Annotated in this window: 14 protein-coding genes; 4 read left to right on the top strand and 10 right to left on the bottom strand. The window is 36.6% G+C overall.

Annotated features, from left to right (window positions below; all coding sequences use genetic code 11):
* Positions 1–32 precede the first annotated feature (32 nt).
* The 8 genes from ACY2RS_RS07690 to ACY2RS_RS07655 form a co-directional block, all read right to left on the bottom strand.
* The gene (locus ACY2RS_RS07690; protein ID WP_490098048.1) at positions 33–1,022 is read right to left on the bottom strand and encodes a hypothetical protein; all 990 of its coding nucleotides are present in this window, start codon (positions 1,020–1,022) and stop codon (positions 33–35) included.
* A gap of 1 nt (position 1,023) precedes the next feature.
* Entirely contained in the window at positions 1,024–1,881 is an 858-nt protein-coding gene (gene rfbD / locus ACY2RS_RS07685; RefSeq protein ID WP_490098047.1) for a dTDP-4-dehydrorhamnose reductase, read from the bottom strand.
* Complete coding sequence (gene rfbC, locus ACY2RS_RS07680) at positions 1,878–2,423, bottom strand: dTDP-4-dehydrorhamnose 3,5-epimerase (RefSeq protein ID WP_490098046.1); 546 nt, start codon at positions 2,421–2,423, stop codon at positions 1,878–1,880. Before rfbC ends, rfbD begins: the two co-directional genes overlap by 4 nt.
* A 109-nt stretch (positions 2,424–2,532) precedes the next feature.
* Complete coding sequence (rfbA, locus tag ACY2RS_RS07675) at positions 2,533–3,390, bottom strand: glucose-1-phosphate thymidylyltransferase RfbA (RefSeq protein ID WP_490098045.1); 858 nt, start codon at positions 3,388–3,390, stop codon at positions 2,533–2,535.
* A 21-nt stretch (positions 3,391–3,411) separates the two neighbouring features.
* A complete protein-coding gene (gene rfbB, locus ACY2RS_RS07670; RefSeq protein ID WP_490098044.1) occupies positions 3,412–4,428 on the bottom strand; it encodes a dTDP-glucose 4,6-dehydratase in 1,017 nt (338 codons plus the stop codon).
* A gap of 13 nt (positions 4,429–4,441) precedes the next feature.
* Positions 4,442–6,124: a DUF6909 family protein gene (locus tag ACY2RS_RS07665; protein WP_490098043.1), complete on the bottom strand. Its 1,683-nt coding sequence runs from the start codon at positions 6,122–6,124 to the stop codon at positions 4,442–4,444.
* Between the two features lie 587 nt (positions 6,125–6,711).
* Positions 6,712–8,226, bottom strand: coding sequence for a GH3 auxin-responsive promoter family protein (locus ACY2RS_RS07660; protein WP_490098042.1), 1,515 nt, complete (start codon positions 8,224–8,226; stop codon positions 6,712–6,714).
* Between the two features lie 16 nt (positions 8,227–8,242).
* Entirely contained in the window at positions 8,243–9,109 is an 867-nt protein-coding gene (locus ACY2RS_RS07655) for a M23 family metallopeptidase (RefSeq protein ID WP_490098041.1), read from the bottom strand.
* A 120-nt stretch (positions 9,110–9,229) separates the two neighbouring features.
* On the opposite strand from ACY2RS_RS07655, the gene ACY2RS_RS07650 reads away from it, so the two are divergent.
* A complete protein-coding gene (locus tag ACY2RS_RS07650; RefSeq protein ID WP_490098040.1) occupies positions 9,230–9,409 on the top strand; it encodes a Sec-independent protein translocase subunit TatA/TatB in 180 nt (59 codons plus the stop codon).
* 54 nt (positions 9,410–9,463) lie between these two features.
* On the opposite strand, the gene ACY2RS_RS07645 is transcribed toward ACY2RS_RS07650, so the two are convergent.
* Positions 9,464–10,204, bottom strand: coding sequence for a lysophospholipid acyltransferase family protein (locus ACY2RS_RS07645; RefSeq protein ID WP_490098039.1), 741 nt, complete (start codon positions 10,202–10,204; stop codon positions 9,464–9,466).
* Positions 10,205–10,308: 104 nt separating this feature from the next.
* On the opposite strand from ACY2RS_RS07645, the gene trpS reads away from it, so the two are divergent.
* The 3 genes from trpS (at position 10,309) to ACY2RS_RS07630 (ending at position 13,280) form a co-directional block, all read left to right on the top strand.
* Positions 10,309–11,277 (top strand): tryptophan--tRNA ligase, encoded by a 969-nt coding sequence (trpS, locus tag ACY2RS_RS07640; RefSeq protein WP_490098038.1) that lies wholly within the window; start codon positions 10,309–10,311, stop codon positions 11,275–11,277.
* Positions 11,278–11,406: 129 nt separating this feature from the next.
* Entirely contained in the window at positions 11,407–12,543 is a 1,137-nt protein-coding gene (locus tag ACY2RS_RS07635) for an ATP-binding protein (protein WP_490098037.1), read from the top strand.
* Positions 12,543–13,280, top strand: a complete 738-nt coding sequence (locus ACY2RS_RS07630; RefSeq protein WP_490098036.1) for a metallophosphoesterase — start codon at positions 12,543–12,545, stop codon at positions 13,278–13,280. The genes ACY2RS_RS07635 and ACY2RS_RS07630 overlap by 1 nt, the downstream gene beginning before the upstream one ends.
* Here ACY2RS_RS07630 and ACY2RS_RS07625 read toward each other — a convergent pair.
* Positions 13,277–13,645 (bottom strand): carboxypeptidase-like regulatory domain-containing protein, encoded by a 369-nt coding sequence (locus ACY2RS_RS07625; RefSeq protein WP_490098035.1) that lies wholly within the window; start codon positions 13,643–13,645, stop codon positions 13,277–13,279. The two genes, ACY2RS_RS07630 and ACY2RS_RS07625, sit on opposite strands and share 4 nt — an antisense overlap.
* Positions 13,646–13,790: the final 145 nt, after the last annotated feature.

Below are 13,790 nucleotides of genomic sequence, written 5' to 3'. Positions count from 1 at the left end.
AAAATCAATGTCATAAAAAATCTGATTGTTTTTTATGCATTAGCTTCCTTCTCTTTAGCAAGGACTTGAACTTTTTTATATGTATTTAATATCCAAACTAAAAAGGTAAAGAGCATTATAAATAGAATGGGATATAATACATATCTCTTTTTGTAAATTGGAATGACATCTACAATAATGTTGTAATCATTCATATTTACAAATGCATTCTTTGAAAAGACAAGATTTTCTTTTAATTCAGTATTTAATTTTTGAAGCTTTGCTTTTTCTTTAAGAATACCATCATAACTGAAGTTCTTATCTACAACAACCAATTGATTGTTAGAAGAAGGTAAGCCTATGCCAGTACCACTATATTTAGAAATAGCAGAATCAATTTGTTTGATGGAAAATTCATTCATAGCAATATTATCTTCCAATAACGTCTTTCCTACTCTTGCTTTTTCTTTTATAAGCGCATTAGAGTTTAAATAAGAATAGATATTATCTAATGTCTCTTCAGTACCATATGAAGATAGTTTCACTTTTACTTCATGGTATTTGTAATCTGCATTAAAAGATTCTGCAATAGTTTCATCATCTTTATATTCTACATTTCTTAATAAAGATTCTAAAGCTCTTTCGTTATCAAGAAATTTCTTAAGAAGATCTCCAAAATCAACAAGAGGGGCAGTTTCAATTTTTTTTATTTCAATAGAATCAGATCTAAAACCATGCTTTGCTAAAAAAACGCGATCTCTCGTTTTTGTTTTCTCAGACAAAGTGTTTAAGGCGTTATATGCATAGACCGCAGTTTTATAATTGGTCAGCATTATGAGTGTTGCACTTTTTTGAGATTTTCGATTTACTTCACTAAAATAGCCTAAGACAATCCCTGCAATTAAAAGACCTAAAACAATATACCAATTTCTAAAAAAGAACTGAATACTATTATAAATACCAATAGAGGCATTTTTAAACAGTTCTTGTACTTTTCTTAGTATAAACCCTAAATCTATCTCATCATTAGTTGTTTGTGACATATTATATTAATTTTTGTGCTATTAAATTTTTTAAACTTGTTCTCCAGTCTACAATGGTAACAGGAGTATGTGTTGTTGCCTTGGTACAATCCATTACGCTATACGCTGGTCTTTTTGCAAAAGTAGGGTAATGGTTGGTCTTTGCAAGGCTTAGGTACTCTATTTCACCTGTTATTTCAAAAATGGCTTTTGCAAAATCATACCAAGTTGCTTCGCCACTATTACTAACATGGTAGGTTCCATAGTTCGTGTTTTTAGTAGCAATGATCTCTAGTATTGCTTTTGCTAAGTCATTTGCATTGGTGGGTGTTCCCGTTTGTTCTGTGGTAATCGTTAGTTCCTTTTTTTCTTTTGCAAAACGCAGCATCGAATTCAAAAAGTTATGCCCGTATTGACTATACAACCAAGATGTTCTAAGTATAAAATGGTTGCTCCAAATTTCTTGAATATATTGTTCTCCTTTTAATTTAGAGGCACCATACACATTAATGGGGTTGGTAGCATCGCTTTCTATATAGGGAGTTTGCTTGGTGCCATCAAAAACATAGTCTGTAGAAACATGAATTAAAACGGTGTTTGTTTTTTTACATGCTTCGGAAATATGCTGGGCTCCAAGGGCATTTGTTTTAAATGCAGCTTCTTGCTCGCTCTCTGCTTTTTCTACATTGGTATATGCGGCTGTATTGATACAATAATCAAACATGTGTTTTGAAAAATAGTCAGAAACCGATGTCTGGTCAGAAATGTCAATACTGGCTCTCGTAGCAAAGGTGAATGCGATATCTGGATACCCTACCGAAACAGCTTTCAAACAGTTCCCTAATTGTCCATTGGCTCCAGTGACGAGTACTTTTTTCATGCTGTTACTGCGCTAAAAGTTGGAAGCTCCAAGTCTTTTTCTGAAACTATGATGTCCTCACTATCAAGCTGCCAATCTAGAGCTAAGGTTGTGTCATTATAGATAATACCACTTTCACTTTCTTTGTTGTAAAAGTTATCACACTTGTAGGCAAATAGGGTGTCTTCTTCAAGTACAGAGAACCCATGGGCACATCCGCGAGGGACAAACAATTGTTTTTTATTTTCGGCAGAAAGTATCACAGCGATGCTTTTTCCAAAACTCGGACTCCCTTTTCTCAAGTCAACAGCAATATCTAGCACTTTTCCTTGCACCACACGCACTAACTTTGCTTGGGCATGATCCCCAGTTTGAAAATGTAAGCCACGAACAACCCCATATTTTGAGGTAGACTGATTGTCTTGAACAAAAGACACGTCCAATCCAGTGTGTGCTGCAAATTGTTGTTTATTGAAAGTTTCAGAAAAGGTACCTCGCGCATCTTCAAACACGCGTGGTGTTAGGATAAAACAGTCTTTTAAGTTGGTTTTTTCTACTGTCAAAATTTGTTTTTTAGTTTAGCAATTTTAATTTTCCGTCATCCGTCATCCGTCATCCGTCATCCGTCATCCGTCATCCGTCATCCGTCATCCGTCATCCGTCATCCGTCATTTAGTCCAGCTGCATTAAATGTTTTCCATAGCCACTTTTTAAGAGTGGTTTTGCTAGCGCATGTAATTGTTCTTTATCAATAAAACCCATCTCATAAGCGGCTTCTTCGATAGCGCCAATTTTTAAACCTTGGCGTTCCTCAATGACTTCCACAAATTGAGAAGCTTGCATTAAAGAAGTAAAGGTGCCTGTATCTAACCAAGCAGTACCTTTGTCTAAAATACTTACGCTTAACTTTCCTTGTTCTAAGTATACATTATTTACATCGGTGATTTCTAGTTCTCCACGATGGCTAGGTGCAATATTGGATGCAATTTCAACCACGCTATTATCATAAAAATAAATGCCCGGCACCGCGTAATTAGATTTTGGGTTTGCAGGTTTTTCTTCAATAGAAAGTGCTTTCCCAGCGGCATCAAAGGCAACCACACCGTAACGTTCTGGGTCTTGAACATGGTAGGCATATACAATGCCTCCATCTGGATTGTTGTTGGCTTGTAACAATTGTTTTAGTCCAGAACCATAAAAAATATTATCTCCTAGAATAAGCGCAACTTTGTCATTGCCTATAAATTCTTTTCCAATAATAAAGGCCTCTGCCAATCCATTGGGTTGGGCTTGCTCTGCATACTGAAAATCACAACCTAATTTCTTTCCATCTCCCAACAACTTCTTGAATAAGGGTAAGTCTTGCGGTGTAGAAATAATTAAAATCTCTTTAATACCCGCTAGCATAAGGGTAGATAAGGGATAATAAATCATGGGTTTGTCATACACAGGCATTAACTGCTTACTTACTGCAAGTGTTAATGGGTGTAGTCTGGTGCCGCTTCCTCCGGCAAGTATGATTCCTTTCAATATGTATGGGTTTTAAGAATGTTAAAACAATCGATCGCTGTTGGCTAAATACCAAGTTACCGTTTTTTGGATGCCACTTTCAAAATTTTCATCGGCTTTCCAACCTAATTCATTTTCTATTTTACTGGCATCGATAGCATATCTAAAATCATGACCAGGTCTGTCGGTTACAAAGGTAATTTGTTCTCTATATGAAAATCCCTTGGGTTGCAATTGGTCTAGAATATCACAAATAGTGTGCGCGATATATAAGTTTTCACGCTCATTACGACCGCCAATATTATAAGTTTCGCCTAACCTACCAGTGTCTATCGCTTTTTTGATCCCCACACAATGGTCTTTTACATACAACCAATCTCTCACATTTTTTCCATCTCCATAAATAGGAATGGGTTCTCCAGCAACAGCTTTTCTAATAATGGTAGGGATTAATTTTTCTTTGTGTTGGTTAGGCCCATAATTGTTCGAACAATTGGTCGTCACTACAGGCATGCCATAGGTATGAAAATAACTACGTACAATAAAATCACTGGAGGCTTTTGAGGCGCTGTAAGGACTGTTAGGTGCATAGGGTGTTTCTTCTGTAAACAAACCAGTTTCGCCAAGTGTTCCATACACCTCGTCTGTTGAGACATGTAAAAAACGATTGGTTTCACAGCCAGTTTTAAATGTATTAGGTCCCTCCATCCAAGTTTTGTATGCTGCCTGTAATAGGTTAAAAGTTCCTGTAATGTTTGTCGCAATAAAAGCCCCAGGACCTGTAATAGAATTATCTACATGCGACTCGGCTGCAAAATGAACGACCTCATTAAATTGATGGGCAGCAAATAAATCGTTTACTAGTTGTTCATCACAAATATCGCCTTGTATAAAATGGTAGTTAGGAAGGGCTGAAACACGTTTCAAATTTTTTAAATCACCAGCATAGGTAAGTTTGTCTAAGACAAAAATTTCATCTTTTGTGTCTTCCAGAACATATTCTACATAATTAGAACCTATAAATCCTGCACCTCCGGTTATTAATATTTTTTTTGACATGAATTCTATAGACTTATTCTAATATTAATTTCAACATTTTTTCAGTGATGAGGTAGGTTGGTTTTACACCTGTGGTTCCTAAACCTCCAGAAGCTAATGTGCTTCCTGTTTCTAACGGATTATCACTTGCATAGTAGGCGTACATTACTTTTACTTTCTCACTAATACTTCCTCGTATTTTTGAAGCCGCTTGTATGGCTTTTTGATAATGCGCTCCTTCCATTTCTAAACCAATAACATTCCAAGTAGAGTTATAGAAAAATTGCAACACATCTCTATTTTGTAGCGATGTACCTAATACACTTATCATAGAACCTTTACATACGGTAATTTCATCCCCATCAAAATGAGACACTTTGAGTTTGTTTTTAAAAGGATAATTATCTGCAGTTCCTTCAAAAACGTGTGCAGAAGGAATCATAATATCTCCTTTTCCTCCTTCCAAAATCCCTGCTTTTCCCATGATTCCAATAGAAACAACGTTTAAGAAGTGTGTTTTGGTATCTGTAGTATAGGGTTTTAAAAGTTCATCCATGGTTTCGTAGGCTTGCTCTCCAAAAGCGTAGTCCATCACTATAATAACGGGTTTCTCGGTAGCTGTTTTTGAACAGGGCGGCATGTCATACGGCAAACATTTCAGCTTTGCTGTATCAAAAATTTGCACATTAATATTGGTGCCACTGGTATCTTTAAGGTAGGTCATTCCTTCCTTAAGCGCCAATTGCATGGTCTTATCACGCTGCTTAGAACTGCCAGAATCACTCAACAGTTCATACAAATGCATGCGTCCTTTTTTTGCTTCGGTAGGGAGTGCCTTTTCGGCAAAGAGACTATTCATAACACTGTGCATGTTAGCACTTACAATATGAATAGGACGTTCAAGTAATCCTTGTTGGTCTAGTGTTTCTTTAATGTCATAGGCCCATTGCTCCCCATGAATGTGATGCCCTAGACGCTCTCGTAACACCGGACTAAAGGTAATAATACGTTTTTCGTTTTCTACAATTTCGTTAATAGCACCTTTCCCTAAATGGTAAATGATACTTAAAAAACGATGTTCATTTTCTTTGCATGAAAATGCTTCATACACTTGGGTAACCTCTTCAAAAGTGCGTCCTAAAAAGTTAGCAGTGTGTGTTAAAGCAATCTCTTTGTCCTTTTGAGTTAGCTTCCCTTTTTTGTGAACCGCTTGTTCTAGTTTTTTCCAATCTCGAATTACATCTTCACCATCATTAATCACTACTTGCGACATGATTTTATGAGATTCTATGTATAAGAAAGTGAGGTGCGTAAGGATGTCATATATTTCCGAACGTCCTCTGGTTACCTCAATATTCATTTGCTCCTCATCAATACGGTAACAATTTCGTCTACGTTTTGCTGGGATGATAGGCGTAAAATGAGAATTTTTATACCCTTCATCACTGGTAAGATTAATGTATCTACATTCTTCAATACCATAAGGCAATCTGTCTATAACATAGAGTAGGCCTTGTAATTCTGTCTTTTCTTCTGCAATAGAGCCATAAATTTCGGGTCGTAAGGTGAGCAGCGCTTCTCGTAACGATTCTCCCGAAACACCCATAGGCTTATAAAACCCTCTGTTAAAGAGGTGTCGCATGGTAATGTAAAGGCGTTCGATAGCTCCTGTACTTTCTTGAGCTCTGGATCTAGTATGTGATTTCAATTTTGTCATACACGCAAAGATAACATATTCTTTTTCTGCGGAAATATGATTGGCCCAAATGCATTAGGGCATGATACATGGTAATGGGGTTGGGAGGTTTGAATGGTTTATGATATGTGTTGCATTTATTTTATATGAAGCTTCAAAGTTCCAAAGAATCAAAGAATCAAAGGGTCAAAGGGTCAAAGGGTCAAAGGGTCAAAGGGTCAAAGTTGCAAATAGATAAATTCATTAAGATACTATTTTACAATCTAAAGGCACCCTTTAAAGGCGGGGTTTTTCCTAAAAATTGAAGTTGATAAGGTAAGAAGTTTAGGTGTTTATGAGTTTATAGGTGGTAATAAAAAGTTTATAAGTTTAAGTGTTTAAGTGTTTAAGTGTTTATGCGTTTATAAGAGTGAGCTATTTTAAAACCTTGAATAATGAATAGCGAATAACCAAATCCAAGTCACTGCACTTCGGCTTCAGATAGTAGTGACAGTGTAATGATGTATTGTGTAAAGTAAGTTTAGATGTTTATAGGTTTAAGTGTTTATAAGTGGGAACTATTTTAAAACATCCCCCTAGCCCCCTTCAAAGGGGGAGTCCAGAAAATTTTATTTTGTTATAAAAACTAACAAACCATCTGCAATCTTCCTATCATTCGATAATCTAGGGACTTTATTCTGTCCTCCTAATTTTCCTTGCGATTTCATGTAAGCTTGGAAAGCTCCTTTTTGTAGGGCACTAATTTTTAGCGGTTGTAGCATATTTCCGTCGCGCAAATCTTTATAATAACTGTTTTGATGTTGCATGGCGACTTCTAATTTTTGGGCAATAGCTGCGAGATTATCTGGACTGTCCCGAAAGCTTTCGGGATCAAATTCAATAAACCATTCGTGGTAGGCCAATTCTCCTTCGTTGGGATTGGTTTGTGGTGCTACAGTAAATTCTGAAATAGAGAAGTCAAAGACATCCATGGCTTCTTTCATGGCGGTTTCTACTTCTTTGCCAATCACGTGTTCACCAAAGGCGGAGATATAGTGTTTGATACGTCCAGTTACTACCACTCGGTAGGGTTTTAAGGAAGTAAACATAATTGTGTCTCCAATATTATAACCCCATAATCCCGCATTGGTAGAGATAAGCAAGACATAATTTGTGTCGAGTTGCACCTCCCCAATGGTAAGTCGTTTGGGGTTTTCAGTAAAAAATTGATCGGCTTCCACAAACTCATAAAAAATACCACTATCTAATTGTAATAACATTCCCTTTTTGGTCTGACTGTCCTGAAATGCAAAAAAACCTTCACTAGCAGGAAACAATTCGATACTGGGTACTTTTCGGCCAATAAGCGCTTCAAACTTGGCGCGATAGGGCTCAAAATTTACACCTCCGTAAATAAAGAGTTCGAAATTTTTAAACAAATCGCCAGTCTTTTTGCCCGTCGCTTCAGTAAGTTTTTCAAAATACATTTGTACCCATGGCGGGATTCCGCTAATCACGGTCATGTTTTGGTCTTTTGTTTCTTCGACGATAGCATCAACTTTAGTTTCCCAGTCTTCGATGCAGTTGGTTTCCCAAGAGGGGAGTCTGTTTTTTAGAAGGTATTTGGGTACATAGTGGGCAACAATTCCTGAGAGTCTACCCAAACCAATCCCATTTTGTTGTGTCATTTCTGGACTTCCTTGTAAGAAAATCATTTTACCATCTACAAAGGCAGCATTTCCAGTTTCATGAATGTAACACAGCAAGGCATTTCGAGCTGCAGCAATATGTGTGGGCATCGATGCTTTGGTAAGTGGGATGTATTTTGCACCCGAAGTAGTTCCCGAAGTTTTTGCGAAATAAAGTGGTTTTCCGGGCCATAAAATATCTTCTTCTCCAGCAACCACACGATCAACATAAGTGCGCAACGCTTCATAATCTCTAATGGGAACTTTAGCAGCAAAATCTTGAGGTGAGGATATTTCAGCAAAACCATGATCCTTACCAAAAGCCGTGTTTTTGGCAGTAGTAAGTAATTCTTTAAACACTTTTTCTTGTGTTTTTACAGGAGTAGCAGCCCATCTATTGATACGATTGACTGCAATTTTTGCAAAGATTTTGGCGCCTGTAGCTTTTAATGACACGAGGGATGGTTTTGGGTTAATTAAAATCTATATAGTCTTCTGGATTCACAGGAGTTCCTTCTCGCCATAATTCAAAATGTAGATGTGGTCCTGTACTTAATTCTCCGGTATTTCCTACGGTAGCAATTACCTCGCCGCCTTTAACGATAGCACCTTGATTTTTGCTTAGGGAAGCATTGTGTTTGTAGGCCGTTATGGTATTATCACTGTGTTTTAAAATAATGACATTTCCTGTGTCTGCCGTCCATCCTGCAAAAATAACAGTACCATCTGCAGCCGCTTTTACGGGAGCGTTTTTAACAGTCACTATATCGATAGCAAAATGTTTGGTCTCTGGATTATATCCATCAGAGATGGTTCCTTTTACAGGGGCAAAAAAGACCACACCAATTTCATTGGCATTTAACAAAGGGTTGTATTTGTCTTCTTGTGCAACTTTTTCGCGCAATAAAGAATCTTCTTTTGAAGGGGTAAAATCGAAATTTGAGGCATCGAGTTTTGCAGCTTCAAGGATAGAATCTTTGTTAAATTCTACAGTTTCGACATCTCCAGACAATACTTTTCTAATAGAGATTAGATACTGCTCGTTGATGTTGATGATGTTTTGTAAAGAATCTGTTTTGTATGAGAGCTCTGTGGCTTTTTTCTTTAAAGAAGTAGAAGAATAGCCAGGAATGTATTCTCTTAAGGGTGTAAAAGCAATGATAACTGCAGTGATGGCAATTAAAAAAATGGCAAAGAGGGTGCTAAACACAAAGACATTGAGTCTGTTTAGTTTAAACGAAAAACGTTCTTCAAAAGTCTCTTCGTTAAGTACCACAAGGCGGTACTTGTGTAAGAGTTTCTTTTTAATTTTTTTAGATCGTTTTTCTTTTTTTTCCATTCAAAAAGGGTTGTGCTGCACAAATATAAAATAAACCATCATTGTGAGCAGTGTATTCTTCAAGACAAAACGTGTAATCTAAGGATTTCTTGTTACCTTTGTACTATAAAATATTGTATTATGGTATCATTAGCATTTTTCTTAGTCATTGGTTGGCCTCAAATCGTTTTAATAGCAGTAGTTATTTTACTATTGTTTGGTGGTAGAAAAATACCAGAATTAATGCGCGGTCTTGGAAGCGGTATTAAAGAATTTAAAGATGCCTCTAAAGACGAAGAAGACAACAAAATAGAGCCTTAATAGCTCCAATAGAACAATATAAAAAAACCTCTTGCATGCTGCTAAGAGGTTTTTTTATACCGTAGGGTTTTCTAATTCTTTTAAAATAACCGATCTGGTGTGGTCATTAATAGCGCGTTTATCATCTAAGGTCTTTCCTTGAGTGGATATTAGTGGAAGTATCTTTGCTCTTAAAACACCTGGGCTGCCTGTTAAAAAAGTATATGAAAATCGTTTTTTATTGTCGTGAAAAACCATAGGTGCAATAGGGATTTGGTGTTCTATAGCTAATCGAAATGCACCATCCTTAAAAGTGTCTAATACGATAGAAGTATCATCTGGAACACCACCCTCTGGGAAAATACAAATACTTAAGCCTTGGTGTAATCTCTTTTGCGCACTTTCAAACACTTCTTTTCTACTTCTTGGATTTTTTCGATCTACCAAAATACAAGTGCGTTTATAAAAGAAGCCAAAAAGTGGAATTTTACCCAGTTCTTTTTTTCCAACAAATACAAAAGGGTTTTTGGTAACGTAGAGCATCAACATAACATCTGTCATAGATGTATGGTTGGAAACAAACATATAACTCTTCTTTTTTTGATATTGAGTGTCTCGCTTAATCTTTGGAACTAAGCCCATGCCATATAATATAATGGTGGCCCAAACACGTGCCATTTTAAAAAAGGCAGGATACCATGTTTGTTTTGCAATGCTCATCAATAAGAAAGGAAACATGACCAAAATAGGAATGGCTAGTAGGATATAAAACCAAATCCTGTAGAGAATAATAAATGGATATGCCAATACTTTCATATGGGCCAAAAATACCAAATAGAAGTATCTAATAGCACCAAAAGGATTAACTTTGTGCTTTATTTTGTTTTATTAAAGAATTTTTCGCCCAAGCGAACCGCATTATGTCAAGAATACTCACTGGAATACAAAGCACTGGAACCCCACATTTAGGAAATATATTAGGTGCCATTGTACCCGCTATTGAAATGGCAAACGATCAAAAAAATGATAGTTTTTTATTTATAGCCAATTTACACACCCTCACACAAATAAAAGACGCAGCCCTATTGCGCGAGAATACCAATAGCACGGCAGCAACATGGTTAGCTTTTGGATTGGATGTTGAAAAAACGGTTTTTTATAGACAGAGTGATATCCCTCAAGTAACAGAACTATCTTGGTATTTAAGTTGTTTTTTCCCGTACCAACGACTTACCCTAGCACATTCTTTTAAAGATAAGGCAGACCGTTTAGAAGATGTAAATAGTGGGTTGTTTACCTATCCAATGCTCATGGCAGCAGATATTTTGCTGTATGATGCAGAGTTTATTCCAGTAGGGAAAGATCAACTGCAGCATATTGAAATGACGCGTGATGTAGCTTCAAGATTTCATTCGCAAGTGGGAGAAACTTTTGTGCTTCCTGAAGCTAGAGTGCAAGAACATACAAAATTAATTCCTGGACTTGACGGGAATAAAATGAGCAAGTCTAGAAACAATACTATTAATATCTTTTTACCAGAAAAAAAACTGCGCAAGCAGGTCATGAAAATTGAAACAGATAGTACGCCACTAGAAGATCCAAAAGACTGGAGTACCTGTAATTGTTTTGCTATTTATAGTTTGTTAGCTTCGGAAGCTGAAGTAGCAAGTATGAAAGAAAATTATGAAGGTGGTAATTATGGCTACGGGCATGCAAAACAAGCCTTGTACGAATTAATCCTGACAAAATTTGAAACAGAACGTGAACGCTACAATCACTTCATGGAAAACACGCACCTTATTGATGAAGCATTGCAAGTTGGTGCAAAGAAAGCAACACAAGTCGCAAATGATGTACTTCAAAGAGTGAGAGAAAAATTGGGGTATTAATGCCTCTTTTGAAAGAACTTTTTTGGGCGATGCAAAAAAGAAAGAGTTATATCTTTTGTTTAAGATGTGTATCAAATTTTGTTACTTTAGAAAGATTGAAAATTTCTTACCGCATTGTAAGACCAAACTATGATTAACAAACGCCTTCTTATTAAAAACTTACTGGCTCATAATGATGAGAGTAGTTTTTATGATAAAAAGCGTAAAATTGATCTAGGAAGCAAAGAGGGGAAAGCCAAATTTTTAAAGCATATCTGTGCGCTTAGCAATAGCAATCCAGCCAACAATAGCTATATCGTTATTGGGGTAGAAGACGCAACGAACGAAATTACAGGTGTCGATTTTTTTGACGATAGTAAGATTCAAAACCTTATCAATGCCTACCTCACCAATGCACCTATTATTACATACGAAAATGTAGCCTTTCCAACCTTACCGACACATAAGGTAGTGGGTTTGGTCACCATTCGCCCTAACGGGAAAATAACATCGTTACGCAAAAACATCTGGAAATATTGGGGTGGTTCTATTTTTTTAAGAGATGGTAGTATCTCCATGCCTAAAGATTTTGATATTGAAATCAAAGATGTAAATAGCGAACTTGTAAAGGCCATAGAAAATAAGGCGAAAAATAATATTGAGCACACCTTAGATGGAGTGATCGATTTCACCAATAAAAGACATAAAAATCTCGATGCGCATTACAAAGTATTTAAAGAACTCTTTGTGGTTTGCTGGGCGGGAACTCCCAAAATTCATAAAGGAAATACCTATTATTCTAGAGTCGATATAGAGCTAATTAATGAACAAGTACGGTTATTTTACTCGGCACTTGATGAGGTTAGTATTGCATATACAGAGGATGAGTTTGTGATTACAGAATATGTGTTACTAGGTCTTAACAATCAACATAAATATTATCCTCTAGAAGAGGTGTGCATTACCTTTCAGGAAAACGGACTCTATCAAATAGATACTACCTTATTGTTTGAGCCGCCGCAATACAATAAGAAAACACTCCATCATATTTTTAATGCCAATAATGCATTAGTGACTAAATTGAAAAATGGAATACCCTTAAGGCCTAATGAAAAACGAGATTTAAAGCAACTTCCAGCTACCTATCTTATTTGCTATCTTAACGGCTTTGAGGATGCCAAAGAAAAGTTGTCTGCCGCAAAACAAGTCTTAAAACCCTATGAAGATGTGTACGCTTCTTTTAAAGAATCTGTTCGAATTCTTCGGAAACTTAAATACAACGCTTAATGATTTCTACAAAAAGAACCCTTGTTATAGGCGATATTCATGGTGGCCTCAAAGCTTTGAAGCAAGTATGGCAACGCGCTAACATTTCCGAAGAAGATACCCTTATTTTTCTAGGAGATTATGGTGATGGTTGGAGTGAAGCTGCCCAAGTAATTTCGTTTTTAATAGGCCTTCAAAAAACCCACAACTGTATTTTTATTAGAGGGAACCACGACTATTTAGTACATCGTTATTTAGCTAAAAATGATACCAATCCTATGTGGTTAGCACATGGCGGAGAACAAACCAGAGAGAGTTATAAGGATATTTCCGAAGCAGATAAAAAAATACATATCGCCTTTTTGGAACAGTTACAAAATTATTACATAGATGGTCAAAATAGATTGTTTGTACATGCCGGTTTTACACACCAAGAAGGTCCCGAGCATGAGTTTTATTCAAATTTGGTGTATTGGGATAGAACCCTTTGGGAAACGGCTTGTAGTGTAGATCCAAACCTTTCGAAAGACAGTGTGTTGTATCCAAAACGATTGCTATTGTTTAAAGAAGTCTATATTGGGCATACACCCACTACTCGAATAAGGAAAGAGACACCCACCCAATATGCTAATGTTTGGAATGTAGATACAGGAGCAGCTTTTAAAGGTCCTTTATCTGTGATAGCTATTGAAACAAAGCAATATTGGCAGAGTGACCCTGTATATTCGTTGTACCCACTTGAAAAAGGGAGAAACTAGTTGGGTTGTAATGTGAAATCTCGAGTTTGTGTAATTACATGACACTCGTCTGCACCAACAGATATAGGGTCTGTAACCAGTGTTTGATACCCTTCAGCTTCTATGGTTAAAATGTAAGTTCCTGCACGTTCTCCCGCACCAACAAAGGTGTCAAAATTAAAATCAAGTACTTCTGTGTAATCACCATCTACAGCTGTAACCGTAATATTTTGTAGAATAATAGCGTCGGTATTGGCATCTCGTACTTGAATGCTTAATCCAAAGACAAAGATTTCTGTACAATTCGTGACTATATCCCCGGGATCGTCATTGTTATTGCAGCTTAGCGTGAGTGCGATAAGACAAAAAAGAATTAATTTTTTCATGATATTTTTTTAAAATAAAAAGAGGTCGTACAAAACAACCTCGTTATTAATGTCTGGTTGAGCGCTCCCGAAGCTTCGGGACGAAACCTACTTAGAAAATAAATTCTTTAGTTTAGTTCTCGACTGCGCTCGAACAGACTGGGAA

The organism is Patiriisocius sp. 208BN25-11, from assembly GCF_058147145.1.
The sequence above is the reverse complement of the archived record's forward strand: the minus strand, read 5'-3'. Positions and strand labels throughout refer to the sequence as shown.